This is a genomic window from Rhizobium sp. RCC_161_2, assembly GCF_041355235.1.
Taxonomy (GTDB): Bacteria; Pseudomonadota; Alphaproteobacteria; order Rhizobiales; family Rhizobiaceae; genus Rhizobium.
Genome location: NZ_JBFUPL010000001.1, coordinates 219102 through 245273, shown reverse-complemented (window position 1 = coordinate 245273; position 26172 = coordinate 219102). Strand labels below are relative to the sequence as shown.

Annotated in this window: 23 protein-coding genes; 14 read left to right on the top strand and 9 right to left on the bottom strand. The window is 58.8% G+C overall.

Annotated features, from left to right (window positions below; genetic code table 11):
- Positions 1–93 precede the first annotated feature (93 nt).
- The 3 genes from AB6803_RS01090 to AB6803_RS01080 all read left to right on the top strand — a co-directional run bounded on the left by AB6803_RS01090 (position 94) and on the right by AB6803_RS01080 (position 3728).
- Complete coding sequence (locus AB6803_RS01090) at positions 94–1083, top strand: ABC transporter substrate-binding protein (protein ID WP_371107126.1); 990 nt, start codon at positions 94–96, stop codon at positions 1081–1083.
- Positions 1084–1175: 92 nt separating this feature from the next.
- Positions 1176–2726, top strand: a complete 1551-nt coding sequence (locus tag AB6803_RS01085) for a sugar ABC transporter ATP-binding protein (protein ID WP_371107125.1) — start codon at positions 1176–1178, stop codon at positions 2724–2726.
- 30 nt (positions 2727–2756) lie between these two features.
- On the top strand, positions 2757–3728 hold the full coding sequence (locus AB6803_RS01080; RefSeq protein WP_371107124.1) for an ABC transporter permease: 972 nt from the start codon (positions 2757–2759) through the stop codon (positions 3726–3728).
- A gap of 83 nt (positions 3729–3811) precedes the next feature.
- On the opposite strand, the gene AB6803_RS01075 is transcribed toward AB6803_RS01080, so the two are convergent.
- From AB6803_RS01075 to AB6803_RS01055, 5 genes are all read right to left on the bottom strand, one after another.
- The gene (locus AB6803_RS01075; RefSeq protein WP_371107123.1) at positions 3812–4162 is read right to left on the bottom strand and encodes a calmodulin; all 351 of its coding nucleotides are present in this window, start codon (positions 4160–4162) and stop codon (positions 3812–3814) included.
- Between the two features lie 363 nt (positions 4163–4525).
- Positions 4526–5527 (bottom strand): acyltransferase family protein, encoded by a 1002-nt coding sequence (locus tag AB6803_RS01070; RefSeq protein ID WP_371107122.1) that lies wholly within the window; start codon positions 5525–5527, stop codon positions 4526–4528.
- A complete protein-coding gene (locus tag AB6803_RS01065; RefSeq protein WP_371107121.1) occupies positions 5524–6816 on the bottom strand; it encodes an O-antigen ligase family protein in 1293 nt (430 codons plus the stop codon). The genes AB6803_RS01070 and AB6803_RS01065 overlap by 4 nt, the downstream gene beginning before the upstream one ends.
- Before the next feature lie 9 nt (positions 6817–6825).
- Complete coding sequence (locus tag AB6803_RS01060; protein ID WP_371107120.1) at positions 6826–8100, bottom strand: polysaccharide biosynthesis/export family protein; 1275 nt, start codon at positions 8098–8100, stop codon at positions 6826–6828.
- A gap of 83 nt (positions 8101–8183) precedes the next feature.
- Positions 8184–8864, bottom strand: coding sequence for a sugar transferase (locus AB6803_RS01055; RefSeq protein ID WP_371107119.1), 681 nt, complete (start codon positions 8862–8864; stop codon positions 8184–8186).
- A 742-nt stretch (positions 8865–9606) separates the two neighbouring features.
- Here AB6803_RS01055 and AB6803_RS01050 point away from each other — a divergent pair.
- Positions 9607–9897 carry an exopolysaccharide production repressor protein gene (locus AB6803_RS01050; RefSeq protein WP_371107118.1) on the top strand — a complete coding sequence of 97 codons (291 nt, stop codon included), beginning with the start codon at positions 9607–9609 and terminating at the stop codon, positions 9895–9897.
- An 89-nt stretch (positions 9898–9986) separates the two neighbouring features.
- Positions 9987–10997, top strand: coding sequence for a glycosyltransferase family 2 protein (locus AB6803_RS01045; protein WP_371107117.1), 1011 nt, complete (start codon positions 9987–9989; stop codon positions 10995–10997).
- A gap of 12 nt (positions 10998–11009) precedes the next feature.
- Here AB6803_RS01045 and AB6803_RS01040 read toward each other — a convergent pair whose 3' ends face one another.
- Both AB6803_RS01040 and AB6803_RS01035 read right to left on the bottom strand, forming a co-directional pair.
- The gene (locus AB6803_RS01040; protein ID WP_371107116.1) at positions 11010–11951 is read right to left on the bottom strand and encodes a polysaccharide pyruvyl transferase family protein; all 942 of its coding nucleotides are present in this window, start codon (positions 11949–11951) and stop codon (positions 11010–11012) included.
- 85 nt (positions 11952–12036) lie between these two features.
- On the bottom strand, positions 12037–12996 hold the full coding sequence (locus AB6803_RS01035; protein ID WP_371107115.1) for a glycosyltransferase family 2 protein: 960 nt from the start codon (positions 12994–12996) through the stop codon (positions 12037–12039).
- 117 nt (positions 12997–13113) lie between these two features.
- Between AB6803_RS01035 and AB6803_RS01030 the strand changes: the two genes are divergently transcribed.
- The 9 genes from AB6803_RS01030 (at position 13114) to AB6803_RS00990 (ending at position 24568) form a co-directional block, all read left to right on the top strand.
- On the top strand, positions 13114–14601 hold the full coding sequence (locus AB6803_RS01030; protein ID WP_371107114.1) for a lipopolysaccharide biosynthesis protein: 1488 nt from the start codon (positions 13114–13116) through the stop codon (positions 14599–14601).
- A gap of 431 nt (positions 14602–15032) precedes the next feature.
- The gene (locus AB6803_RS01025; RefSeq protein WP_371107113.1) at positions 15033–16106 is read left to right on the top strand and encodes an acyltransferase; all 1074 of its coding nucleotides are present in this window, start codon (positions 15033–15035) and stop codon (positions 16104–16106) included.
- 3 nt (positions 16107–16109) lie between these two features.
- Positions 16110–16928 (top strand): glycoside hydrolase family 16 protein, encoded by an 819-nt coding sequence (locus AB6803_RS01020; RefSeq protein ID WP_371107112.1) that lies wholly within the window; start codon positions 16110–16112, stop codon positions 16926–16928.
- Between the two features lie 101 nt (positions 16929–17029).
- Positions 17030–18238: a glycosyl transferase family 1 gene (locus AB6803_RS01015; protein ID WP_371107111.1), complete on the top strand. Its 1209-nt coding sequence runs from the start codon at positions 17030–17032 to the stop codon at positions 18236–18238.
- Positions 18235–19233 (top strand): glycosyltransferase family 2 protein, encoded by a 999-nt coding sequence (locus AB6803_RS01010; RefSeq protein WP_371107110.1) that lies wholly within the window; start codon positions 18235–18237, stop codon positions 19231–19233. The genes AB6803_RS01015 and AB6803_RS01010 overlap by 4 nt, the downstream gene beginning before the upstream one ends.
- Positions 19230–20171, top strand: a complete 942-nt coding sequence (locus AB6803_RS01005; RefSeq protein WP_371107109.1) for a glycosyltransferase family 2 protein — start codon at positions 19230–19232, stop codon at positions 20169–20171. Before AB6803_RS01010 ends, AB6803_RS01005 begins: the two co-directional genes overlap by 4 nt.
- The gene (locus tag AB6803_RS01000; RefSeq protein WP_371107108.1) at positions 20168–21217 is read left to right on the top strand and encodes a glycosyltransferase family 2 protein; all 1050 of its coding nucleotides are present in this window, start codon (positions 20168–20170) and stop codon (positions 21215–21217) included. Before AB6803_RS01005 ends, AB6803_RS01000 begins: the two co-directional genes overlap by 4 nt.
- Positions 21218–21221: 4 nt before the next feature.
- On the top strand, positions 21222–22127 hold the full coding sequence (locus AB6803_RS00995) for a UTP--glucose-1-phosphate uridylyltransferase (protein WP_371107107.1): 906 nt from the start codon (positions 21222–21224) through the stop codon (positions 22125–22127).
- An 83-nt stretch (positions 22128–22210) separates the two neighbouring features.
- Complete coding sequence (locus AB6803_RS00990; RefSeq protein WP_371107106.1) at positions 22211–24568, top strand: polysaccharide biosynthesis tyrosine autokinase; 2358 nt, start codon at positions 22211–22213, stop codon at positions 24566–24568.
- 6 nt (positions 24569–24574) lie between these two features.
- Here AB6803_RS00990 and AB6803_RS00985 read toward each other — a convergent pair whose 3' ends face one another.
- Together AB6803_RS00985 and AB6803_RS00980 are read right to left on the bottom strand one after the other, a co-directional pair.
- Positions 24575–25462 carry a DMT family transporter gene (locus AB6803_RS00985; protein ID WP_371107105.1) on the bottom strand — a complete coding sequence of 296 codons (888 nt, stop codon included), beginning with the start codon at positions 25460–25462 and terminating at the stop codon, positions 24575–24577.
- Positions 25463–25591: 129 nt separating this feature from the next.
- Positions 25592–26152 (bottom strand): NADPH-dependent FMN reductase, encoded by a 561-nt coding sequence (locus AB6803_RS00980; RefSeq protein WP_371107104.1) that lies wholly within the window; start codon positions 26150–26152, stop codon positions 25592–25594.
- Positions 26153–26172: the final 20 nt, after the last annotated feature.

Genomic DNA, 26172 nt, shown 5'->3' with positions numbered 1-26172 from the left:
CGCAATGCGTGAACCATCTGTCGTTCACGGTACCGAGCCGCAAGCGTTCAACGGCCGGTGTACAGGAGAAGAGCGCGTTGAGAGGAGAAATCAATGACTATCGCTAAATCCCTTCTGTCCCGCCGCACCTTTGCCGGTCTTGCCGGCGCGGCCATGATCGCCGTCGCCATGCCGGCGCAATCCTTCGCGGCTGAAGTGACGATCCCGATCATCGTCAAGGACACGACATCCTTCTACTGGCAGATCGTTCTCGCCGGCGCACGCAAAGCCGGCAAGGATCTTGGCGTCAAGGTGCCGGAGTTGGGTGCGCAGGCTGAAACCGACGTCAACGGTCAGATCAGCATTCTTGAAAACGCTGTTGCCGGCAAGCCGGCCGCAATCGTCATCTCGCCGACCGAGTTCAAGGCACTCGGCAAGCCGGTGGACGAAGCAGCGAAGTCTGTTCCGATTATCGGTATCGACTCCGGCGCCGACTCCAAGGCTTTCAAGTCGTTTCTGACGACCGACAACACGCAGGGCGGCCGTATTGCTGCCGATGGCCTTGCCGCTGCGATCAAGCAAATGACCGGCAAGGTTGAAGGCGATGTCGTCATCATCACCAACACGCCCGGTGCCGGTTCTCTCGAACAGCGCCGCACCGGCTTCCTGGATCAGGTCAAGACCAAGTATCCGGGCCTGAAGGTCGTCGCCGACAAGTATGCTGACGGTCAGGCAACGACCGGCCTCAACATCATGACTGACCTGATCACGGCAAACCCGAAGATCGTTGGCGTCTTTGCCTCCAACCTGATCATGGCGCAGGGTGTCGGCCAGGCCATTGCTGAAAACAAGCTCAGCGACAAGGTCAAGGTCATCGGCTTCGACAGCGATGACAAGACCCTCGGCTTCCTCAAGAGCGGCGCCATTGCCGGTCTCGTCGTTCAGGACCCGTACCGCATGGGTTACGACGGCATCAAGACCGCTCTCGCCGTCTCCAAGGGTGAAAAGGTTGAAGCCAATGTCGACACCGGCGCCAACCTCGTCACCAAGGCCAACATGAGCGAGCCGAAGATCGAGGCCTTGATCAATCCGAAGGTCAAGTAAAGCCCTGAAGCTGCGGCCGATTCGTCGGCCGCAGCCTTTCTGTCTGTTCGCCTTTCGGGCGACCGCGCGGTGATGCCAGAGGGAGGAGACCCATGACGAGCCTTGAAGAAATCAGCCATCGGCACGATGACACGATCAAGACGGAAGCAAGTCGCGTTGCGGCAGGCTCGCCTATCCTCGAACTCAAGGGATTGCAGAAGCGCTATGGCTATGTGGAGGCGCTGAAGCCAGCGACGATCACATTTCTGGCGGGTGAGATTCATGCGATTGTCGGTGAAAACGGGGCCGGCAAGTCGACGCTCATCAAGCTTTTGACCGGCGTCATCACTAGGACGGACGGCGAGATATTCTGGTGCGGCCATCCGGTCGCCCTTGCCAATCCCAATGAAGCGATCGCGCGCGGCATCAACGCCGTGCATCAGGAGGTCGTCCTTTGCCCGCATCTGACGGTCGCCGCCAATCTCTTTCTCGGCGACGAAGTCAATCGCTTCGGCCTGATGCGCAAGAAGCAGATGGTCGCTATGGCCCAGACGGTGCTTGACGACCTCGGCTTCGGACTGCCGGCCGCCGATTTGCTGAGCTCTCTCACCATTGGTCAGCAGCAGTTGGTCGCAACGGCAAGAGCCGCCATGCGCGGCACGCAATTCCTGATCTTCGACGAACCGACCGCCTATTTGACGCGCAAGGAATCGGCGCAGTTGTTCAAGCTGATCCGCCGGCTGCAAAGCGAAGGCGTGACGATCGTCTATATCAGCCACCGCATGGAGGAGGTCTTCGAGCTGGCCGATCGCGTGTCCGTGCTGCGCGACGGCACGCATGTCGGCACCCGCCTGATTGCCGAGACCAATGATGACGAACTGATCAAGCTGATGATCAATCGCTCGATCGAACAGATCTACCACAAGGAAGAGATACCGATCGGTGAGCCCATCCTTGAGACGCGCGGCCTTTCCGGTCCCGGTTTCGAGGATGTCTCCCTAACCGTGCGGGCCGGCGAGATCGTTGGCCTTTACGGGCTTATCGGCGCCGGCCGCAGTGAATTCGCGCTCGGCCTCTATGGCCGTCAGCCGGTCTCGGCGGGGGAAATATACTGGCAGGGGCGTAAGGTCCAAATCCGCAACGAACGCGACGCGATGGAGCTTGGCATCGCGCTGGCGCCGGAAAGCCGGCGCGATCAGGGGCTCTGCCTCAACCTGCCGATCGGCCTCAACATTAATTTGCCTGTGTTCGGGCGGCTGAGCCGCGGTCCGATCATCGATAGCAAGAGCGAGGCTGCTAACGCCGACAAGCAGATTCGCGATCTCAGCATAAAGACGCCCAGCCGGCGGGTTTTGGTTTCCGCCATGTCCGGCGGCAATCAGCAGAAAGTGGTCATCGGCAAATGGCTGAGCCACGGCGCCAAGCTTTTCATCTTCGACGAACCGACGGTAGGTGTCGATGTCGGCACCAAGGCGGAAATCTATCGGCTGTTCGCCAAGCTGCTGCGCGACGGCGCGGGCATCATCGTCATATCCTCCTACCTGCCCGAGGTTTACGAGCTCGCCGATCGTCTACATGTATTCCGCCGCGGCCAGCTTGTTGCCAGCCATGATTTTCACGCCGCCACGCATGAGGAAGTCCTCAGCGAGGCCATCGGCGTCTGAACGATAAAAAATCGAAAGAGGAGAACAAGAATGGCTGCGAACACGACAGAAGGCCCCGCCGTTGCACCACGGCGTAAAATGAGCATCCTCTTCAGCCTGACGCTGATCCTGCTCTTGATTGCACTATGGGTCGTGCTCGGCTTCTCGACAGACGTGTTCTGGACGCAGCTCAACATCACCAACCTGGCGCGCCAGGGGTCGATGACGGCCATCCTTGCGCTTGGACAAACCTTCGTCATCATCACCGGTGGCATCGATCTTTCCGTTGGCGCAATCGTCGGCTTCTGCACCGTAGTCGTCGCCTGGCTGCTCCAGGCCGGAGTTCCGATCTGGGCCGCTATCCTCATAACCTTGCTTTTCGGGGTTCTTATCGGGGCATTCCATGGCTTCGGCATCGTGCGCATGGGCCTGCCGCCCTTCATCATCACGCTGGCGACGCTGACCTCTCTGCGCGGCATCGGCCTGCTCATCACCAACGGTTCGAGCATCAACATCGTCAACGACGCTTTCACAAATTTCTCGGTCGCGGATTTTCTCGGTATTCCGAGCCTGTTCTGGATGGTGATCGTGGTGGCGATTCCAGCCGTCGTCTTCCTGCATTTGAGCCGTTGGGGCCGCTATCTTTTCGCCGTCGGCTCGAACCGCGAGGCGGCGCGCCTGTCCGGCGTCAATGTCAACGGGATGATCTATTTCGCCTACATACTGTCTGGAACCTGCGCCGCCTTGGTCGGTGTTCTGCTTGCCTCGCGCATCGCCATCGGCAACGCGACCCAGGGCGATGGCTGGGAACTGCAGGCGATCGCATCGTCGGTTATCGGGGGCACCAGTCTGTTTGGCGCGATCGGTTCTGTCTATGGCCCTCTGATCGGCGCCTTCATTCTGGCGACGATCAACAACGGCGCCAATCTCCTGAACCTGAATTCCTTCTGGCAGCGCATCATCACCGGCGTGCTGATCATCGTGATCGTCTATTTCGATCAGTTGCGGCGCCGGCGTCTCTGAAGATATTCGAGACCGGCTATTGCTGAACTGGGCGGCAATCCGGGCGAGATCCTCTCGCCTCGATTGCCGCCCACTCTATTTTGTTAGTTGCTGGTCACTTCGCGGGTCAGTCTGGAATCCCAGGGGCACCAATGATTTCCAGGGAGAAAGGCACCGCCGGCTTCATCGAGATGATCCTCGACATAGACCATGTTCGCATCGCAGACTTCGATGGCCATGTCGAAGAAGTTGATCGTTGCCGGGTCCAGGTAGAAGCTGAACCTCGGATTGTATGGCTGGCTTCTCTTGATGATCCTGCCATGGACATGAACCTGGCTCTGTTCCTCGCCAGAAAGAATCTTCAGGGCATGGTCGATCGTCTTTTCATTCGTCAGCTCGATGACGAATTCCACACCTGGTGACGAGGCTTGGGTAAAGGCAAAATAACGGGACATATGTTTCCTCCATATCGAGTTGAAAGGATGTTGGATCAAGCTGCTTCCGGTCATGGAAGCTCCCGTTAATTAGTTATACCTAAATAAACTTCAACCCACAGATTCTATTGGGTTTTGTCTGATTTCAACATCAATCTCCGTAAGGAATCGGCCATATCGAACGGCCCATGGCCACGCCACCTGCAACAGATGCGCTCCACCACGCCGGTAGTCCAAATCAAATCGTCAGGGGATCATTCTTGGCGCGAGATCTATCGCTCCAAACCCAAGCCAAAGGCACCGTCAGACGGCAAACTAAGAGGCACGACCCTGCTCGCCCGGCCAATGAAAGCCTGCTTCGGTTCAGCAGAATTGGCCTGCCCATCACACCGGCGATGGGCGTGATCTTTGCCAACTCAGGCCCTTCAATAGACCACGCACTGGTTTCTCGACCAGCTCATAGGCGCAGACGCCCAGCAGCAGGCCTGCGAGGAGACAGATGAAGGTTGCGACATCGGAGGGTAGCTCCGTGCGCGCCATCAATTTCAACACCACCGAGACCGCCAGCGTGTGCCAGAGATAGATCGAATACGAGGCATTGCCGAGATAGGTGAGCAGTGGAATATCAGGCAGCTTTCCACCGCGCTCCAACGATACCGTGCCGAGGACCAAAGCCACGGCAAGCGGTCCGCAGGTCAGTTCGTTGAAGTCGAGATGCAGGAGCTGGATAGCGGCAAAACCCGAAAGAGCGGCGATGATCAGGATAAATCCAAGGCCGGCCTTCGGTATTGTCCCGGCCAGCCATAGCTCGGCGAGGAGAATGCCAGCGACGAACTCCAGAATGATCGGCCGCGTATAGGTAAGGAGCAACGGCGATTGTGGGCTGAATATGACGCCAGCCACGACGAAAGCAGCGAAGATGCTGGCTATGCAGAAGAGTCGTATTCGACGCGACAGGAACAATGCTGCAGCGAATATGGCGTAGAAGAACATCTCGTAGTTCAGCGTCCACCCCTGCACCAGAACCGGCCAGATCATGCCATTGCTCGGCGAGCGAACGGGAATGAAAATCATCGAGCCGAGAATATGGCCAGCCGTCAGCTTCATGTTCGGAAACAGTCCGGCGACTGCGCCCGCTATCATGATAGCCGTGACGATCCAGTAGGACGGCGCGATACGCTGCAGACGATCGGCCAGGAACCGCAGCGGCGCCACCGGTCGACGTTCGCTGATTGTCCACATGATGAAGCCGCTGATGACGAAAAAGACGTCGACCCCAGCCGCCCCGATCTGAAAATGACTGTTGCTGCGTTCCGCCGCATGGAACAGGACGACCGCCAAGGCAGCAAGAGCGCGAAGATATTGAATGCCATAAAGAGTTTTCATCTGCCGATCTGAGGCTCCCAATTCACCGGCGCCCCAAGGTCCGCTCTATCGTCCGAAACGAGCGGAGCTCTCCGTGGCGCTTGCGCCTTCATCGTCAGCTTTCCGGCTATGAAGTACAGCAGGAACGAGCCGACCTGATAGGGATTGAGAATGTCGATCTCGACGAAGGCGCGGATCAAAAGCAGCGTCGCCAGACCGAACAGAACATAGGATTCATCATTTCTGAGGTCGTTGAGAAACCGCTTGAGGTGGCCGATGACCGCCGTCAACAATATCGACACCAATAGGAAGACGCCGATCAAGCCGGTTTCGACCGTCGTTTCGATGAAGGTATTGTGGAAATGGAAGCCGGCGCGGGAGGTGATGTAGAATTCTTCCCACAGGCGCTCCGGCTCGGAAAAACCCTGTACCCAATAGGCCTGATAGCCGATCCCGAAGAACGGATGCATTGTTGCGGCCGCGATGCCCTGTTGCCAGAGATAGGTGCGGCCGGTCAGCGTTGAGTCTTTGCCGAAGGCACCGAGCACGAGATCGACGGCGCCGAGATAGACGCCGGCGACGGCGAGAATGATCCCGGATATGGCGGCGGTAGCAAACAGCTTTTTACGCTGTCGCGGCGACAGGAACAGGATGACGCGCATACCGATACACAGCATCACGATCAACCCGGTGACCAGCACCGACGTCGCCGATTGCGAAGCAAGGAGACAATAGGCGGCCAATAGGCCGACCACACCGGCCCCAACCAGCCAGATACGGCGCTCGCCAAGGATGAAGACCCCGGCGAAAGCGAAATAGATGCCGAGCGAGGCATAAAAGCCGAGCTGGTTTTTCGAGTCGAAAGCGCCGACGAAGCTATAGGTGCCATCGATTGCGTCGAGGGCATAAAAGCCGAACAGCACGGAATAGAGCAGCACGATGCTGGCGCCCGCGATCGCGCCACGCGTCAGCGTGCGGATATCGAGCGTGCGCACGGCGATCAGCGCACAGATGATATGCGTCATGTACTGGATTGCAGCACGAGCGGTGACCGGAGGCACCACCGACCAGAAGATGGAGAGACAGGTAAAAATGCCGAAGGCGAAAATCCAGAGCTGCTTTGAGTAGCTGCCGAGCACGCTGCGATAGTCGATCAGCACGAGCGGAAACCACAGTGCGTAATAAACAAGAATGGAAGCTTGGCCGAAGCGGGAGGAATAGGCAAAAGCGAAGAAAGAGAGCGCAATCGCCACCATGCCATAGGTGGCGTTGCTGCCCGGACGAATAAAGGTCGATTTGCGGATCCGCATCGACTCTCCTTATCGCATGGCTAGACCGGCACTCACCTTGATGAGATCACCGGGCAGGACCAGGGTGGTTTCCTGGGCCGGAATTTCCTTTGCCTGACCATTCTCATCCCGCACAATGGTATAGACGACGTTCACGCCCTGCCCGCTGGCATCGAGATTGCTGGCATCAGCCGATTGCGCGACCGCCTCCTGCATCAATGCCTGGCTGGTGGAGAGCTTGAGCTGCAAGGTTTCCAATTGGGTATCGGTATCCTGCATATCCTGCGCAAGCGAGTTTTCCCAATCGTTGCGCAGCGTGATCTCGTCCTGATTGGCCTTGCTGATGCTCTGCTTGGCGTTCAGCGATGCCGTGTCGGTATCCAACAGATTGGTCTCCACGTCGGAAGCGCGCTGTTCGGCCGCGATCTTGCGCGAAGCAAGTTCCAATCCTCTTTCCGCCAGGCTCTCGACCTTGTCGCGGTCCGCCTTGGCGAGATCGAGTTGGCGGCTTAGTGTATCGGTCTTCTTCGCCAGCGCCTCGACCTCGCTTTGCAGCAGCACTTTCAGGTCTTCCAGCGCCTTCGACTGTGTCTTCAAACGCGTGCTACGCGTCTTCATCAGCGCTTCTTCGCTGGCGAGCAGCTGGGCCGATTGCGGCAATTCCTTCAGATCCGGCGTCAGATCGATATCTTCCTGACCGGCGCGCTCGGCCAACAGACGCGCCTTGCGCATCAGCAACCGCCCGCGTTCGGCCATCAAAACAACGGCGTCACCCTTGGCGTTGATGAAATCGCGTGCGAAGCGCTGGCCGGCCTCAGCGCGATGCAGACCGCCGCCCAGGCTGAGCGCCTTGAGAACCGTAAGATTTGGCACGTAAGGATATGAACCAGGATTCTGGACCTCACCGGAGAGATAGATCGGTCGGAATTGCGAGAGCTCCACCGAAGCCGAGGGCCGGTCACGCAGGCCGAACTGCTTCTGCAGCCCGAGGCCGATCGCTTCGGCAATCTCATCTGTCGTCTTGCCGGCGGCCGGCATGTCTCCAATGAAGGGAATCGAAACCGAGCCGGAAGGACCGACCGTGTAATCGCCCGAAACCACCGACCAGTCGCGGATCGTGCCCTCTGCCGTCTGCCATTCGGCAACCCGAATGCTCAGTTTGTCCATGACGCCCAAGTGATAGCCGGGAAGGTTATCGGCACGGGCATTGCCCGACACCGCACACAGGCTGAGAAGGACGAGAGCGGCGCAACGGAAACGTGTAGTTGCGCCAACGAGCCTACCAGAAGGCTGAATTTCAATCATGCAGGATCTTCCCTGTTATTAGATTGCAGCCCCACAGATGCGGGGAAACCGCAGGAACCTTCCCTGCGGTATCTGCTTCGTCGTCAGTAGCTTCCGCGCGAGAGGCAGACCGCGGGAATGGTTTTCGCGATAATCATCATGTCGCTGCTAAGTGACCAGTTTTTGACATAATGCGTATCGAACGCGACGCGGCTCTCGTAGGAGACGTCGTTCCGGCCACTGACCTGCCACAGGCCGGTCAGGCCAGGGCGCGACTGGAGATAGTAGATCGCCGATGTTTCGTAGCGCTCGAGTTCGTCCTCGACGACCGGACGAGGGCCGACGACACTCATTTCGCCGCGAATGATATTGAGGAGCTGCGGCAGTTCGTCGAGGCTCAGCTTGCGGAGCACGGCACCGATCAGGGTGACACGTGGGTCATTTTGCAGTTTGCGCGTTGCGCGCCATTCGTCCATCGCGCGGGGATTGGCCTGCAGATAGGCCTGCAGCACCCTGTCACCGTCGACGACCATGGTGCGGAACTTCATGCAACGGAAGGTCTTGCCGTTGTGACCGATGCGGCGATGGCCGTAAAAGATCGGGCCCCGGTCCGAGAGCTTCACCAGGAGCATGAGCATTAGGAAGAGGGGGCTGATGAGGATCAGCCCCATCAGGGCAGCTGTAAAGTCGAATCCCCTCTTTAGGATTCCACCCGTTGGCGGAAAGACGTCGCTTTCCGGAGCGCTGAAAAAAGCCGATGTGGCCGATCTCGTCGCAGACTTCATAGAGATGACTCCATTCATGTTGGCGAATTGGTCGGAAATGTCTCGGACGCGTAATTAGTGCGATGCAGTAAGGAGTGTAGGATGGGATTGGGATTTTTTAAGCCAAATTTTTATGGCAATGCGGATTCACGGTACGGCTTTACCGCTAACACGGCCCAGGCTCCAAGTTCAGTCGTTTCCAACCTGGCTGATTTGCAGTTTATATTCTGTATAAATTCGCAATAAATTCGCTTCTTACGTTTCATTTTATAGTGTAATAGAATGTTAAAGGCTGGAATGGTGGATTTATTCCTCTGATCTTATCGAAATAGGCTTTCATCGCCCTTGATGACTCTTGTTAAATCCTACTTTAGGCGAAAAAATATTGCACTGCAACAACATATTGCGACGCACATATTTATAGAGGCGACGGCCGGACTTTGTAACAAAAGTTGATTGAATTGTTTAAAATCAGAATGGATTGCACTAATCGATTAGCACTACCAAAATCGAATGTGAATTTTCTGCGAACAACTTTTGGGAGAGTGTCCGCAGGAGAAAAAAGATAATGAATGCAATTGTATTGATTGTGGAGGAGTAGTTTTAACGAGCGCGACGTAGGATCCGTATCAATTCGTAACGCCTTGTCATCGCTCGGTTGAATCTAAATGAATCATAAAATATATTTGAGTTCTGGGTCTACTGAGGGAGGCAAGACCTTGATTACTGTTCTACAGATATTCGTGCGGGGGAGGTAACATCCATGTATGCGCCTCGCGTCTTCATCAGCATGGCGGGCACTCTGGCCGTATTCGCCATCGCGACGTATTTTCTGACGCATTCGCTTTCGATCACCCTGATCGAAACTGTGATTTGCGCCGTCCTATTACAGATCGGTTACTTCGCGGGCGTTCTTTTCCTGGTGTGGAAGGAACGCAATGCGAGGCATGCGTTGTTGAATGAAGGCACGGTTGCAACGCCGTTGCGTGACGGTGACAAGGTTAGCGGCCTGCCCGCAGCCAACCTCAATCGTTCCGAACCCTTCAATCCCTGACGTCACCGTTTGGCGCATCTTTTGGCGATCATGTGGTTGCCGGATGGCTGTTGTCGTCCTAAGTCTCCGATAGAACCATGGAGGCTGACTTGATCGACAGTGCCGAAAACAATGTCTGCGTAATCATTGCCGCGAAGAATGCCAGCGATACCATAGGTCTTGCCGTGGCTTCGGCGCTGCGCGAGCCTGAAGTGGCTGAGGTCGTCGTCATCGACGATGGTTCAAATGACGGCACGGCGACCGCAGCGCGTCAGGCCGATGATGGCAGCCGCCGCCTGATCATCCAGGAGTTCGAGAAAAATCGCGGGCCTGCGGCGGCACGTAATCACGCAATCGAGATTTCGCGCGCACCACTGATCAGCATCCTCGACGCCGATGATTTCTTTTTCCCGGGGCGCTTCAAGCCGCTGCTTGCCAACAATGATTGGGATTTCGTCGCCGACAACATCGCCTTCGTAGATGCCGATACCGTTCCGACCGCCTATACGATGCTCGATCATTTCGATCCGAAGCCGCGCTTCCTGGATCTGGTCGCGTTTGTCGAAGGCAATATTTCCAAGCGTGGCGTCCGGCGCGGCGAGATCGGCTTCCTGAAGCCGCTCATACGCCGATCGTTTCTGGACAAGCATCGGCTGCGCTATGACGAGGCGCTGCGTCTCGGCGAGGACTACGACCTCTATGTGCGCGCGCTTGCCAAGGCCGCGCGCTACAAGATCATCCATAGCTGTGGCTACGGCGCAGTAGTGCGCAGCAATTCCCTAAGCGGCCGGCATCGCACCGACGACTTGCGGCGGCTTTATGAGGCGGACCGGGCGATTCTCGCGGCCGGTGGGCTTTCTCCCACCGACGCGGCAGCCATCCGCCGCCACGAGCAGCATATTCGCGGCCGCTATGAGCTAAGGCATTTTCTCGATATCAAATCGCAATCGGGCATGGGGGCAGCTGCCTCCTACGCCCTGGGCAAGCCTGCCGCCATTCCGGCCATAGCCGGTGGTATTTTCGCCGATAAGACCGAGCGTTTCCGCAAGGGTGGCAGCGCGCCGATTGCCCATTCGGGCGCTAACGGCCTGCGGTATCTTCTGCAGGCCGTTCCCGAATAATTTACAGGCGCGTCAGAAGTAGTCGCGCCGTACGCCTTCAATCGCGGTCATGAAGCGCTCCTTGCGACCGGCAAGCGCCGCATCGGTGCTGAGCTGCGGCTTTGCCTTGCTGGCCTGCCAAAGCGCCAGCGCCGAGGGTACGGCAAGCGCCTGCTTCGCCATGACGCGCAGCGTGGTTTGCTGCGGATCGGCAAGCACGGTTTCACCATGCCGCTGCTTCTCCAGTTCACTGGCCGCCTGTTCGTCGCGTTCGAAACCGACGCCCCAGAAGCGTGCGCCCTTGGCGATCGCTTCGGCACGGGTCGAAACGGGAATATGCTTCGGCGCGTAGGTAACCCCGAGAGAGTGAGCCCAGTCGTTCCATTTGAAGCTGTTGATCGCCCGAGACGTGCTGACAGCGATCCACGGCACGCGGAAGGCATCGGCAAGAATCGCGCCATGCATGGATTCGGCGACGATCAGCTCGGATGTGGCGATCTCATGGATCACGGCTTTCGCTTCCCCGCGCGGGTCGAGATAGGAAAGGCCGACTGTCTTGCAGATGTCTTGCCAGAGCCCCGCTCCAGCCGACTCCCAATGTGGCACGAATGTATGGCGCTTGGTCTTCGGCAGGTTTTTGAATTCCGGCATCTCGGTGACCATGACGGCCGGATCGATAATGCCCATATCCGTGGGAACGCCAACTTTTTCAGCCGTCAGCGGGCCACGGACGCAGCGGATATCCCATTTGCTCCTGTCGCTCATGTCGGGAAGCGTGCCATAGCCGAAGCCACTGCCGATCACGAGCTTGTGGCCGTCAGGCGGCAATAGCGATGTGTTCAGGACAGTGCCGACACCGACCAGCAATGTTTCTTCATGAACGTCGCGTAGGCCGGGGAGTAGAAAATCCCAGAGCCAGAGATTGAGATCGTCACCGAAATTGCCATGGGTGGATTCCCAGTGGAACGGCTTCATACAGGACTCCTTGCTGATCTAGACCGTAGCTGCACATGCGCTGGCTCTAGAATGTCACATGCACAGCTTTGCTGCAGTGCGAAAACTAGGGCGTAAACTTGCCCGCGGCAAGCTGCATCGCACTCTGCAATATGACGGGGTCGCGCCATGCCCATTTCGCAAGTAGCCCAAGTTGTGGCAGGCGACGGCGACGCAACTGCCGCGCCTGACTCCACAATGCCTGCTGACGGGCGCGGTTTTTGCAGGAGCGAATGGTCGCGATATCCTGCGGTCGGCGCGAAAAGCGCTGTTCCAGCGTGTTGAGCGCCGTCCAGGTGTTGAACTGTTGGCGCAGGAACTGGGGCGAGTCATTGTCGATGCTGTGAAAGATGTTGACGCCCTCACCGCGCAGCGCGCCGGCATCCTCGCAGAGCAAGACCCGCCTGGCGGCCAGGATGCAGTCGCAAAAGAACAGCACATCCTCTGCTGCCAGCCGCAGCGCGGCCTCGAAGCGGATGTTTTCAAACAGCGGCCGGGCGATCACCATGCAAGACAGATGCAGGAAGCTCCAGTCTTTCAGCATAACGCTGGCGATATCAGGGATTTCGATGATTAAGGGCGCTTCGGAAAGGCGCACGGCATCGGGCGATTTCACCAGTTCACCTATGCCGAAATGATAGGAAAAACCCTCGCCGCCGTCGATCGAGTCCCAATAACAATCGCCATCGTGGCGCGTCAGCGCCTCGAAAGCGTTGCTCAAATGCTCCGGCGCCCATTCATCGTCGGAATCGAGGAAGGCGACAAAGCGGCTTGCGGCGGGCACGTTATCGAGGCCAGTATTGCGCGCACCGCCTGGGCCGGCATTGGCTTGGCGGATGACCGTAATGCGCGCGCGCTCGGCGTCTCCGAGCGATTGAAGTTCACTTTCCGCCGAGAGCGGCGATTCATCATCGACGATAAGGATATCGAAATCCTGAAACACCTGCTTAGATATCGACCTCAATGCGCGCTGCAGAATGCCTGTCTGTTTCTGGTAGAAGGGAATAACAATCGTAATTGACGCCATTTTTTCGCCTTGCGTTTTTCAACAAAGAGTTTGCGCCGTCCTCCCAGGGTCGCGGCCAGCATTTTTCGACAATATCCGTCGCTGATTTTAGCCGCTCCCAAGAGATAGGATGTCGCAATGACCTCAACAGTTAGTGTCCGTTCGATTACGAACAATGTCGGATGGAGCGTTTTATCGAAGACAAGTACATTTGGATTGAAATTCGTGACCGTGCCCATCCTGGCACGCATCCTGACTCCCGAGGAATTCGGTGTGGTGGCCGTAGCCCTGACAGTCGTGCAATTCCTCTCCATGATCGGCGGCGCCGGCCTCACCTCTTCTCTCGTCATCCAGGAGAAGGAGGATATGCTGACCATTCACTCCGTTTTCTGGGTGAATCTGGCCGTATCGACGCTGATGGCCGTGGTTCTCTTTGTCTTTGCCGATTTCTTCGCAGCATTGTTGGGCGCCAAGGAGGCAGCCCACCTGTTGCGCATCATGGCCTTCATGATCCCGATCCAGCTTGCCGCTGACGTGGCCTATTCGATCCTGGCGCGGCGGATGAACTTCAGTAAGGACGCGGTCTGGAGCATGATTTCAGAGTCCTCCGGCGCATTGGTCGCCGTCGGTCTGGCCTGGTTCGGATTTGGCGTCTGGTCGCTTGTCGCTCAGCTTTTCGTCTCCGGTACCGTTCGCCTTGTCGGTCTCTACACCGTCTCCGGCTATTTCCCCCGGTTCGCCTTCTCCTTCAGCCGCATCAAGGGGCTGACGAAGTTCTCTTTCGGCATGATGGGCTCGGAGATGGCCAATTTCGTCACCTTCCAGTCGCCGATGGTGATCATCGCCCGCTACCTCGGCCTCGCCGACGTCGGCGCCTATTCCGCCGGCAACCGCTTTGCCAGCATCCCGAACCAGGTCGTGCTCTCGGCGGTCATGGGCGTGCTGTTCCCGGCCTTCAGCCATATGACGCATGACCGCAAGCGGCGGTCGGATGCCCTGATGCTGAGCACGCAGGTCACGACGGTGCTTCTGGCGCCGATGATGTTTGGGCTATGGGCCATCGCCGAGCCGGCCATGCTGGTGCTGTTCGGACAGAAATGGGCCTACGCCTGGCCGGTGCTCGGTCTGCTGGCGCTCTCCAAGGCCATCCTGACGCCCTGCAGTACGTTCATTCCCTATCTCAAGGGTGTCGGCCGCGGCAATGTCCTGTTCTGGTCGGCTGTCGTCCGTGCCATCGTCACCACAGCCGCCGTCGCCTATGGGGCAATGACCGGCGATCTGATCAACGCCATGGTCTGGCTCTGCATCGTCAGCGTCATCACGCTGATCTTTTATTCCTGGGCGGTCTTTCGTGCCGACGGCACGCCGTTTCTCCAGGGACTTTATATCAGCAACCGGCCGATGATCACCGCACTCATCATGGCGCTTATCGTTCGCTTCATGCTGGACCATCTGAAGGTGGCGATGCCGAGTGCCGTGCTGCAGATCATCGTGGGCTCGGTGGTGGGCGGCGCGATCTACCTCGCTTTCGTCCTGCTGACGGAGAAGGCACTAGTGCGCAAAATCCTGGAACTCGTTCGTTCTCGCCGAATGCCCAAGGCGGCCACACAACCTGCAGCTGAATGATTCTGCCGGACTTTCTTAGAGAACTTGCATCGCTGCCGCATTCTGATCACGTTTACTCACGGATTCTGTGGCGGTGCAAAAAAATGTTCACCTATTGCGAAAAAAATGATGTTGGTGCCTCATAGGGGCACGGATCGTTTCACGAATTATTTCAGCGTACTTAAATCCTTTTAATACCAGAGACTTCTACAAATATCGACCTGCCGAATCGCGTGTTTCGCCATCATTTTTGCCCCCAAATTGGGGCCGTTGAAGCCTATTAACACTTGTTTTTTGCTGCACTGCCATATTTCTTTTCGTGAGATCGCCCTAGGTTAGGCGTGTGGGCTCTGGTCTGCTCTGGTTGAAACGGTCGCAAGGGGGGGCGACCTGGAAAAGGGGTGACGGACATCGTGAATGTGACTGCCAACGTGTCTTCGCGGATAAATCTCATGCGCATCGTGCTCATCACGGGCATCATATTTGTGCATATCCCATTCGATACGGATTCCAGCCCGTTTAACGGTTCCTATGGGCTCTTCGATTGGTTCCGGGTCTTCCTGCGCGATAGTCTCTTTCGCGTCGGCGTTCCCTGCCTCAGCGCCATTTCCGGCTATCTTCTTTTCCGTCACGGCACGGTAAAGCTCGACTATGGCAAGACCATTCGGCGCAAAGCGAAGACCGTTCTGCTGCCGTTTTTGTTGTGGAATAGCGCCTTCTTTCTGTTCGTACTGATCCTGCAGAACTTCGGCATCGGCGACGGCTTTCTGCCGGATATTTCAAATGCCAGCCCGCGCACGCTTTTGACGCTCCTCTTCGCCATCGAAGGCACTCCGGTGAACCTGCCACTCTATTTCCTGCGCGATCTCTTCGTCTGCATCCTGCTGTCGCCATTGCTGGCGATGCTGATCAGCCGCTTTCCGCTGCCAACGCTGGTGGGCTTGCTGCTGCTGGCGGCATTGCCGATCCCGCTCGGCATCGTGCTTCGAAATTCCATTCTCTTCAGCTTCGGCTTCGGCATCTATCTCAGCCTCTACCATATCGACCTGACGATCATTGACCGGTATGCCGCGGTGATCGGACCCGCCTTCGTTGCCCTGGCGGCACTCTTGGCCACAGCTGCCTACCTCACGGGTCCCGATCTTCCATTGTGGTTCGAAATTGGCCGCAACCTCATGGTACTCGTCGGCATTCCCGGTTTCTGGGCGCTGTCGGCGATCCTCATCAAGAGCCGGGTCGGCCAGACTTTGGCGGGAACCGGCGGCCTGAGTTTCTGGGTATTCTGCGCCCATTTCCCGCTGCTGTTCTGCCTTTGGGTTCTCTGGAGCCGCGGCGGCAGTGAGATCTATCCGATTTTCTATCTATTGGCATCCGCCATCGCCTTGATGGTGCTGCCCCTGACCAACGGCGTGGCACGCTCCGCCCTGCCCTCCCTCTACAACCTGCTGACCGGCAGCCGAACGCGGCAACGTGCCGAAACTCCGGCAATCGCCGGTCGTCGGCGGGCGACTTCCGAGCAAAGGTGACACATGACGAAACAAACCGCCCACCCGCGCAAACTTAGCCTTGTTTCACTGGGCCTTGCCTCACTGGCCATCTTGAGTGCCGGTCTTGTTCCTGGCGTGGTTTCCGCGCAGGAAGACCAGCCGAACGGCACCTCCTTCGTCGATAATTTCGACAGGATCGACAGCAGCCGCTGGTACATTTCGGATGGCTGGAACAATGGTCCGCACCAGAATTGCACCTGGTCGAAGAAGCAGGTCAGCCTGGAAGGCGGCGCGCTGCAGCTTCAATTCACTCAGGGCAAGACCGGTCAACGCGACTATGCCTGCGGCGAGATTCAGACGACCAAGCGTTTTGGTTACGGCACCTACGAGGCCCGCTACCGCACAGCAACTGGCCCCGGTCTCAATTCGGCGTTCTTCACCTATATCGGCCCGACTGACAAGCGGCCGCATGACGAGATCGACTTCGAGGTTCTCGGCAAGAATGCAGGGCAAGTCCAGGTCAATCAGTACATAGCCGCCAAGGGCGGTAACGAGAAACTGGTTCCGGTCCACGGCGGCGCCGATCAGGGCTTCAACGACTACGCCTTCGTCTGGGAGAAGGATCGGCTTCGCTATTATGTGAACGGCCAGTTGGTCCAGGATGTCACCGATCCTTCGAAAATACCGTCGCATGCCCAGAAAATCTTTTTCAGCCTCTGGGGCACGGACACGCTGAGCGGCTGGATGGGCAAGTTCGCCTATGGCGGCAGCCCGGCGACCATGCAGATCAAGCGCGTCGCCTTCACCGCGGAAGGCGACAAGTGCCAGTTCCCAGAATCGATCGCCTGCAAGCTGAACTGAAACAGTCCGGCTGCGAAGTAACTTTCGCGGTCGGGCAAAACGCTGTGATGCGACACCAACGAAACGCTGGGCTCCGGCCGGGCACGAAAACGGAAGTCTGAATGCTGCATATTCTCTACTTCGTCCACGATCTTGCCGACCCTGCCGTCCGCCGGCGGGTGTTGATGCTGCAGGCGGGCGGAGCACGAGTGACATTGGCGGGCTTCCGGCGTGACGCTAACGCGCTGGCGGCCGTGCACGGTATCGAACCGATCGAACTTGGACGGACGCGCGACGCGCAGTTCACGCATCGTATCGCGGCCGTTGCAAAATCCGCGCTGAAACTGCGCGGCTTGTTGCGTTCGATCCCAAAGCCGGATGTGATTATCGGCCGCAATCTTGAAATGCTGGCCTTGGCCAAGCGCGCGCGATCGATCTTCGGCGGCGAAATGCCTGTCGTCTACGAGTGTCTGGACATTCACAGGCTGCTGCTGCGCAAGGATGCTCTGGGCGGCGCCCTCCGTGGTGTAGAGCGGTATTTCGGTGTGGATGCCGCGCTGTTGCTCACCAGTTCGCCTGCTTTCGTCGAACGCTATTTCCGGCCTCGTTCCGGCCTCGATCTGCCGATCGTGCTTCTGGAAAACAAGGTCCTGGCGCTCGATGGCCTCGATGATACCGCTGCTCCCTCTCCCCGATTGCCGGCCAAGGGCGAACCCTGGAAGATCGGCTGGTTCGGCGCGCTTCGCTGCCGCAAATCGCTGGCGCTGCTCGACGAGTTTTCACGCCGGATGGACGGGCGTTTCGAGATTGTCCTGCGCGGGCGGCCGGCCTATTCGGAGTTCGACGACTTCGATGGCATCGTACGCGACGCACCTTTCATGCATTTCGCGGGACCCTATAAGAACCCGGAGGACCTCTCGACGATCTATGGCGAGGTACAGTTCTCCTGGGCGATCGACTTCTTCGAAGAAGGACTGAATTCGAGCTGGCTGCTGCCGAACCGTCTCTACGAGGGCGGCCTATACGGCGCCGTGCCGATCGCCATGGACGGTACGGAGACCTCGCGGTTCCTCGCGAGCCGGAAGGTCGGCCTGCTGCTCGACAAGGCGAATCCCGCCCATCTCGTCACGCTCATGAGCGACATGAACGAGGAACGCTATCTCGCCGCTTTCGACGCTGTGGCCGCGCAGGACCGCAGGCAATGGATGACCGATCGCGCCGACTGTCAGAGCCTGGTGCAGCGCCTGGCATCCCTGACCCGCACCAATGAGCAAACCGCCGAATTACAGGCACTCCCACAACTGCATCGCAATAGAGGTGGATTGCAATGAAAACTGGAGACCCCAAGCATATGCGTTGCCTGATCGTCATCCCCTGCCTCAACGAAGAGAAGCATATCGAGCCGCTGATCGCCAAGCTCGGCGGCGCTCTGGACGAGCTTGACGCCAGGATCGTGGTTGCCGATGGCGGCAGCACCGACGGGACGCGCGAGATCGTCAACGAGATCGCCAAGGCCGACCAGCGCGTTCTCCTGCTCGACAATCCGAAGCGGCTGCAGAGCGCTGCGATCAATCTCGCCGTCGAGACCTTCGGCAACGATTACGACTATCTCATTCGCATCGACGCCCATGGCGACTACCCCGCCGATTATTGCCAGAGACTGGTCGAGGAGGCCGACGCGACCGAAGCGGATTCGGTCGTCGTCGCTATGCGTACCCAGGGTTTCAGCGCCTTCCAGAAGGCGACGGCGGTGGCGCAGAACTCCAAACTCGGCAATGGCGGCTCGAAGCATCGCGAGGGCGCCAAGGGCCATTGGGCCGATCATGGTCATCATGCGCTGATGCGCGTCGTCGCCTTCCGCGCCGTCGGCGGCTATGACGAGACCTTCAGCCATAACGAGGACGCCGAGCTCGACTACCGGCTGCGCAAGGCCGGCTATCGCATCTGGCTCACCGACAAGACGACAATGACCTATTATCCGCGCGCCAGCATCCCAACGCTGTACCGGCAGTATCTCGGCTACGGTCGCGGACGGGCGCGCAACATCCTGAAGCATCGCAGCATGCCCAGCGTTCGTCAGATGCTGCCGCTGGCCGTGGTGCCGATCTTCATCGGCGCCTTCCTGGCTATCCTCAACTGGATCGCGGTAATCCCGGTCAGCCTCTGGGCCTTTGCCTGCATCGCCTATGGTTTCTGGATCGCGCTTGGCCAAAAAAATCCCTACGGACCGCTTGCCGCCATATCGGCCATGGTCATGCATTTCGCCTGGTCGATGGGCTTCTGGTTGGAAGTCCTGAAGTTCCGCGGACGCAAGGTGGTGTCATGACGCAAAGCGTTGATAACCCACAGGTAAAGATCGATATCGCGGTGTGCACATATCGGCGCGCCGAGCTTGACCAGACCTTGCTGTCGCTGGCGGTCCTGACCGTGCCGACCGGCGCCCTCGTCCGCATTATCGTTGCCGACAACGACGTGACACCGAGCGCGCGTGATCGGGTCGAGGCCATGCGCTCTGCCGTACCCTTCGAGATCGCCTATGTGCATTGCCCGGCCTCGAACATTTCCATTGCCCGCAATGCCTGCCTGGAGCATGCGAACGGCGATTTCGTCGCTTTCATCGACGATGACGAGACGGCATCGAAGGATTGGCTGACGGAACTTCTGGTGGCGGCGGATACGACCGGAGCCGACGCGGTCTTGGGACCTGTGCGCGCCGTCTATGCGAACGTGGCGCCGGGCTGGATGAGCCGTGGCGATTTCCATTCAACCCTACCAGTCTGGGTCGCGGGCGATATCCGCACCGGCTACACCTGCAATGTGCTTTTGCGACGCAAGGCGCCCTCGCTTGCCGGCCGCCGCTTCAACCTCGCGCTCGGACGCAGCGGCGGGGAAGACACGGAATTTTTCGCCCACATGCATCAGGCGGGTGGGCGCATCGCCTTTGCCGAGGATGCCTTGGTCTATGAACCCGTGCCGGGCGCGCGCGCCACGGTCTCTTGGCTGTCGAAGCGCCGTTTCCGCATGGGACAGACGCATGGACGGATGCTGTTGGAGGGAGCGGCGGGCCTTGGCCGTTGGAAGGCAATTGCCGTTGCAGGTACCAAATCCGCCTATTGCTTTGCCGCCGCCACGCTTCTTTCCCCCTTGCCGATACAGCGCCATCGCTACGGCCTGCGCGGCATCATGCATGCCGGCGTCGTCAGCGGCCTATTCGGCGTTCGTGAAATCGAGCAATACGGAAATCTGGAGAAGGCGCCGCAATGACGGATTTCATCCCTGATGTCAGTTTCGTCATCGCAGCCTACAATGCCGAGGAGACGCTCGAGCGCGCCATCGACAGCGCGCTGGCGCAGGGTGCAGTCAGCATGGAGGTTATCGTGGTCGACGATTGCTCCAGTGACAGCACCCCGGATATCGTCCGCAATCACCCGGACCCGCGTGTGCGCCTTGTTGCCATGCCCCATAACGGAGGCCCAGGTGCGGCGCGCAATGCCGGACTGGATGCGGCGCGCGGCCGCTGGGTGGCCGTGCTCGATTCCGACGATGCGCTCCGCCCCGACCGCACGGCGCGGTTGATTGCTCGGGCCGAAAAGGCCGAGGCGCAGGTCGTGATCGACAATCTCGATGTCATCCGGGGCGAGAACGAGGCCGTCGGCACCATGTTCCCCGAAGCCATGCTTGCGCGCATACCCTTGCTGACGCTCGCGAAATTCATCACGTCGAACATGATTTTCCAGTCCGAGCATAATCTCGGCTACACAAAGCCGGTCTTCGAGCGGGCTTTCCTGGAAAAACATCATCTGCGCTTCGAAGAAACCCTCCGGATCGGCGAGGACTACATCTTTCTTGCCTCAGCCCTGGCCAGGGGCGGCGTCTGCGCGGTCGAGCCGACCGCAGGCTACCTCTATTACATCCGCGACGGTTCGATCTCGCGGGTGCTGAAGCAGCAGCATGTCGAGGCGATGATCGCCGCCGATGCCAAGTTTTTTGCCGAACATCCTTTTGGTGCCGCCGCCCTCGCCGCACAGCGGCGACGGACGCGGAACCTGAAGGACGTACTGTCCTTCCTGATGCTGATCGACAGCCTCAAGGATGGCGCCCTACCGGCCGCGCTGAAGATTGCATGCCGCAATCCACGCGCGACTCTCCACCTGCGCATGCCGATTGCAGCTCGCTTTCGACGTCTCGCCACCTCTCTTCGGGGTCGTGGCGAAACGGCCGTCCTGACGGGCGGTGAAGTGGCGGCGGCCCCGCAAATCTCCTCCTCCCTCCCCAGTTTGGGCGCAGGCCCTCACTCTAACAAAGGATAGAGCCATGGACCGTAAGCTTCCTGTGAGAAAAGCAGTCATTCCGGTTGCCGGCAACGGAACCCGTTTTCTGCCCGCCACCAAGGCAATGCCGAAGGAAATGCTGACGATCGTCGATCGTCCGGTGGTGCAGTATGCCGTCGATGAAGCCATCGAAGCCGGCATCGAGCACATCGTCTTCGTCACCAGCCGCAACAAGACGTCGATCGAAGATCATTTCGACGACACGCCGGAGCTGATTTCCTCGCTGAACAGGGCAGGCAAGACAAAGCAGGTTTCCGAACTGGAGCGCCTTCTTCCGCGCGCCGGCTCCGTCAGCTTCACCCGCCAGCAGGCGCCGCTGGGCCTCGGTCACGCCGTCTGGTGCGCTCGCGACCTGATCGGCAACGAACCCTTCGCGCTGCTATTGCCCGACATGGTCTGCCATGGCCTGCGAGGCTGCACCGCCGGGCTGATGGATCTCTATAACGAAGTCGGCGGCAATGTCGTCGGTGTCGAGGAATGCTCACCGGAAGAAACGTCGAGCTACGGCATTATCGGCAGGGGAGCGCCGGTTCGCCATGGCTTCGGTGTGACCAAAATGGTTGAAAAGCCGCATCCTTCGGAAGCGCCTTCTAACTTTTACCTTAATGGTCGTTATATTCTACAGCCCGAAATCTTCGATATCCTGGCCCGGCAAGAGCGCGGCGCCGGTAATGAAATCCAACTCACCGACGGCATGCTGCGCCTGTCTGAAACACAGGGGTTCCATGCTCAGGCCTATAATGGACGGACTTACGATTGCGGATCGAAGCAAGGCTTCATCGAGGCGAACGTCGCCTTCGCGCTCGCGCGCGCCGATATTGGTGGTCTCGTCTATGACTCGATCCGAAACCTGGTTCTCTCGCACGAAGCGCAGATGAACGCAGCTTAAACCAACACCCTTCCGCCTGCGGCCCTGGCGGCCGCAGGCCCCGAGCCGTCATTCAATTAGGCTTCTCCGACAAGGTGGTCGCCATGCATCAGAAGAATTTCACTTTCCACAGCGCTACCCCCAAAACGGAGGAGCAGGATGGCTTCATTGACCTCGATCGCCTGATGGCGGTGGTGATCCGCCGCATCCGCACCATCATGCTCGGCGTGGCCGTCTTCGTTGCGCTGGCGGTCGCCTATCTGCTGTTCGCCACACCGAACTATACGTCAGCGACGCAGATATTGCTCGATGAAACCATGACCAAATACGCGGAGGACCAGCCGCCGCCGACCAGCGGCCAGCAGGCTGACATGGATATTGCCAGCGCCGTCGAAATCCTGAAATCCAACGAGATGGCATTGCGCGTTGTCGATACGGCCGGTCTCATCGACAATGACGCGTTCGCCAATCCGCCGCAGTCGCCAGTCGCTTTAATCAAGTCCGGCGTGACGCTGATTGCCAGCGTCTTCAAACCCGCCAAGCCCCCCTTGACGCCTGCGGAAGCACGCGAGGCGAAACGTCAACAGATTGCAGCCATGCTGCAGAATGCTCTCAAGGTCGAGCGCGTCACCCGCAGTTCCGTCGTTCTGGTGTCCTTCAGCTCGACCGATCCGCTGCTGGCGGCAAAGATCACCAGCGCCTATGCCGACTCCTATCTGACCGATCAGCTCAACGCCAATTTCGATGCGACCGAGCGCGCGTCCGTCTGGCTACAGGAACGGCTCAACGACCTGCGCCAGCGCGCGCAGATGGCATCGCTCGAAGTCGAGAAGTACAAGGCCGACAATGGCCTGACCTCGACAGGCGGCGAGCTGATGTCGGAGCAGCAGATTTCCGATCTGAACAAGCAGCTGATCATTGCCCAGGCCGACACCGCCAGCGCCTCCGCCCGCTATAACCAGTACAAGTCGATCATCGACCAAGGACCGGACAATGCGGTGAAGAACGCGACGATCTCGTCCAGCCAGTCCGGCAACAGTGGCTTACAGGACCTGAAGACCCGCTATCTCGCCGTGCAGAAGCGCGAACAGGATGTGACGCAGAATTTCGGTGCCGATCATCCCCAGGCCGTGGCTCTGAAGGCGGAGCGTCAGGATATCACCCGTCAGATCTATGAGGAACTCCAGCAGCTGACGGCGAGCTACAAGAACGAGTATGACGTAGCGCAATCGCGCGCGTCATCGCTGCGTGACAGCATCGAGGGCATGGTTGGCAAGAACTCGGAGGCCAACAAGTCCCTGGTGCAGCTCAACGAACTGAACCAGAAGGCGACGGCGCTGAAGACGCTGTATGAATCCTATCTGGGCCGCTTCGAGGCCGCGGCGCAACAGCGCTCCTTCCCGATCGCCAAGGCGCGCGTCATATCCGCGGCTGGCGTTCCGACCGCGCCGTCGAGCCCGAAGAAGACGCTCGTCATGGCGCTTTCGATCATTCTCGGCTTGATGGCCGGTGGCGCTTTCGCCGCATTCCAGGAATTCCGGGATCGCTTTTTCCGCGTCGAGGCCGATGTGCGTGCAGCGCTCGGGCTCAAATTCCTGGGCTACCTGCCATTGCTTGGCCAACAGGGCTTCCCGAAGAAGAAGAATGGTCGCAAGAGCAAGACAGGTCCGGTGCCGGCAATGGCGACGGCCGCGGCCGAAGAGGGCGAAAACGGTGTGGCCTTCGAACGCATCATGCGTGTCTCCGTCGAGGCGCCGCGTTCGATGTTCGCCGAGACGCTGCGAAACGCCAAGCTTGCCAGCGATGTCATGCTGCAGGGACGCGCCGACCGAGTGATCGGTGTCGTCTCGGCGCTGCCCGGCGAAGGCAAGTCGACGACGGCCGCTAATTTTGCCGCCCTGCTCGCCAGCAGCGGCAAGCGCACGCTGCTGATCGACGCCGACTTGCGTAATCCGGGCTTGAGCCGCACGCTGAGGACGCCGCCGCAAGTTGGACTTATCGAGGCAGCACTCGGCGAAGTCCCCTGGGCAAGCGCCGTCAAGGTCGATCCGCGCACCAAGCTTGCCATCCTGCCGGTGGTACTGCGCGATCATCTGCTCCACACCAGCGAGCTTCTATCCTCGCAGGGCATGATGAACCTGATGGAGAATGCACGGAAGATGTTCGACTATATCGTCGTCGACCTTGCGCCGCTCGGACCGGTCATCGACGCCAAGGCTTTCGCACCGCAGGTTGACGCCTTCCTGCTCGTTGCCGAATGGGGCGCGACGCCGACCAGTCTTGTCAGGGATTTGCTGGAACAGGAGCCGCAGATCAACTCGCGCGTCCTCGGCGTTATCCTCAACAAGACCGACATGTCGGAACTGGCACGCTATAGCGAGTTCGGCGCCACCGAACGCTACCGGCAGAAGTATGTCAGCTACTACACCGAAGACCATCCGAAGACTCAGGTAGACGCGTAAAAGCCTCTACCGACCAGCACCCTTCGACCGTGACTTGGCCAGGGCATTTTCACGCCAGATCGTGAAGATGCCCGCGCCGACGACGATGACGGCCCCGATGATCATATTGATCCCGAGCGTCTCGCCGAAGATCGCAACACCAATGATTGCGGAGAAGACGAGCTGCAGATAGGTGAGCGGCTGGATGACCACCGCGTCGAGAAGATCATAGGCGCGGATGAGGAAATAGTGGCTCGTCATGCCGGTAAGGCAGAGCAGGCCCATGAAGACCCAGTCATGCGGTAACATCGGCGCCCAGAAAAACGGACCGATCGTGCTCATCGCGACCGCGCCGACGACGCCTGTATAGAAAAAGCTCGTCATCGACGAATCCGTGCGGCTGACATAGCGGGTGCTCACGACATAGAGCGAAAACACCAGGGCGCCCGCGAGCGGCACCAGGAAGCGGATATCGAAGACGCCGCTTTCTGGCTTCAAAATCAGTAGCACGCCGATGAAACCGATCGAGATCGCCAGCCAGCGCCGCCAGCCGACCTTCTCGCCGAGGATCGGCACGGACAACAGCGCCACCATCAGCGGTCCCGACGAGAATATCGCCTGCGAATGCGCAAGACCGACCATGACGAAGGACGAAATGGCGATGACGATCTGCAAGGCGAGCAGAAGCCCTCGAATGATCTGCAGGCCGGGCTTCTTTGTATGGATAGCCGCACGCAATCCGCCCGGCGATCGAGCCGCCAAAGCAATCGCAAACAGCATGAAGCCCCAATAGCGTATCATCGCCACGAAGAGCGGCGGATAGGCGCTGACCAGATGTTTGGAGATGCCGTCCTGAATGGCGAATATGCTGATCGCCAACAGCGTGAAGACATAACCGGCAGTGTTGGATTTCATTTCGGCTCAAAGGAAGATTGTATGCGGCCCCGGGAGCGCCTGGCTGACTCGACGCTGCCAACGACAATAGGCCATCCGATCTTTCAATCATAGGCTTTGGAAATGGTCTCCACACACGAAATGCGCGGATCAGGTGTTTTTCGTGCCCTCGACAAAGGCAGAAAATCCCTCGATGAAAGCGGCGAGGTTATGCTTCACTTTCTCGTCGATAATTTTACCCTCCGCATCGAAAACGCTGCCGGCGCGTGAGACCATCAGCCGCCCACCGAACCAGGGATTGGTGCCAAGCGTTCGCAGCACCGGCAGCCAGGCATTCTGGCTGAGGATCGTCCCGAAATTGCCGGGCGAGGCACCGAGGATGGCGACAGGCTTTGCCTTGAAAATGCGGGCAATATCGTCCGACGGCCGGCTCATCCAATCGATGGCGTTCTTGAAGACGCCGGGAAGCGAGTTGTTGTATTCGGGCGTGAACAGAATCAAGCCGTCAGCGGCGGCCGCCAGTTCCTTCAGCTCGGTCACCTTCTCCGGAATGCCTTCGGCCGTCTCGAGATCAGCATCGTAAAGTGGCACGCCATGGATGGTCGCCGCGATGAACTCAACACCCGCCGGCGCCAGTTCGACAGCGGCATGCAGCAGCGCCGTGTTGAAGGAGCCCTTGCGGAGGCTACCCGATATGCCGAGAATCTTCATCGTATCCCCCTGATGATTGC

Bases quoted from the DNA above. Each gene is read 5' to 3' on its own strand.
- AB6803_RS01020 (WP_371107112.1), top strand. From the start codon at position 16,110: ATGACGAAACAAACCGCCCACCCGCGCAAACTTAGCCTTGTTTCACTG.
- AB6803_RS01065 (WP_371107121.1), bottom strand. From the start codon at position 6,816: ATGCGGATCCGCAAATCGACCTTTATTCGTCCGGGCAGCAACGCCACC.
- AB6803_RS00980 (WP_371107104.1), bottom strand. From the start codon at position 26,152: ATGAAGATTCTCGGCATATCGGGTAGCCTCCGCAAGGGCTCCTTCAAC.
- AB6803_RS00985 (WP_371107105.1), bottom strand. From the start codon at position 25,462: ATGAAATCCAACACTGCCGGTTATGTCTTCACGCTGTTGGCGATCAGC.
- AB6803_RS01050 (WP_371107118.1), top strand. From the start codon at position 9,607: ATGTATGCGCCTCGCGTCTTCATCAGCATGGCGGGCACTCTGGCCGTA.
- AB6803_RS01040 (WP_371107116.1), bottom strand. From the start codon at position 11,951: ATGAAGCCGTTCCACTGGGAATCCACCCATGGCAATTTCGGTGACGAT.
- AB6803_RS01015 (WP_371107111.1), top strand. From the start codon at position 17,030: ATGCTGCATATTCTCTACTTCGTCCACGATCTTGCCGACCCTGCCGTC.
- AB6803_RS01005 (WP_371107109.1), top strand. From the start codon at position 19,230: ATGACGCAAAGCGTTGATAACCCACAGGTAAAGATCGATATCGCGGTG.
- AB6803_RS01000 (WP_371107108.1), top strand. From the start codon at position 20,168: ATGACGGATTTCATCCCTGATGTCAGTTTCGTCATCGCAGCCTACAAT.
- AB6803_RS01025 (WP_371107113.1), top strand. From the start codon at position 15,033: ATGCGCATCGTGCTCATCACGGGCATCATATTTGTGCATATCCCATTC.
- AB6803_RS01030 (WP_371107114.1), top strand. From the start codon at position 13,114: ATGACCTCAACAGTTAGTGTCCGTTCGATTACGAACAATGTCGGATGG.
- AB6803_RS00990 (WP_371107106.1), top strand. From the start codon at position 22,211: ATGCATCAGAAGAATTTCACTTTCCACAGCGCTACCCCCAAAACGGAG.
- AB6803_RS01060 (WP_371107120.1), bottom strand. From the start codon at position 8,100: ATGATTGAAATTCAGCCTTCTGGTAGGCTCGTTGGCGCAACTACACGT.
- AB6803_RS01075 (WP_371107123.1), bottom strand. From the start codon at position 4,162: ATGTCCCGTTATTTTGCCTTTACCCAAGCCTCGTCACCAGGTGTGGAA.
- AB6803_RS01085 (WP_371107125.1), top strand. From the start codon at position 1,176: ATGACGAGCCTTGAAGAAATCAGCCATCGGCACGATGACACGATCAAG.
- AB6803_RS00995 (WP_371107107.1), top strand. From the start codon at position 21,222: ATGGACCGTAAGCTTCCTGTGAGAAAAGCAGTCATTCCGGTTGCCGGC.
- AB6803_RS01055 (WP_371107119.1), bottom strand. From the start codon at position 8,864: ATGAAGTCTGCGACGAGATCGGCCACATCGGCTTTTTTCAGCGCTCCG.
- AB6803_RS01090 (WP_371107126.1), top strand. From the start codon at position 94: ATGACTATCGCTAAATCCCTTCTGTCCCGCCGCACCTTTGCCGGTCTT.
- AB6803_RS01080 (WP_371107124.1), top strand. From the start codon at position 2,757: ATGGCTGCGAACACGACAGAAGGCCCCGCCGTTGCACCACGGCGTAAA.
- AB6803_RS01070 (WP_371107122.1), bottom strand. From the start codon at position 5,527: ATGAAAACTCTTTATGGCATTCAATATCTTCGCGCTCTTGCTGCCTTG.
- AB6803_RS01035 (WP_371107115.1), bottom strand. From the start codon at position 12,996: ATGGCGTCAATTACGATTGTTATTCCCTTCTACCAGAAACAGACAGGC.
- AB6803_RS01010 (WP_371107110.1), top strand. From the start codon at position 18,235: ATGAAAACTGGAGACCCCAAGCATATGCGTTGCCTGATCGTCATCCCC.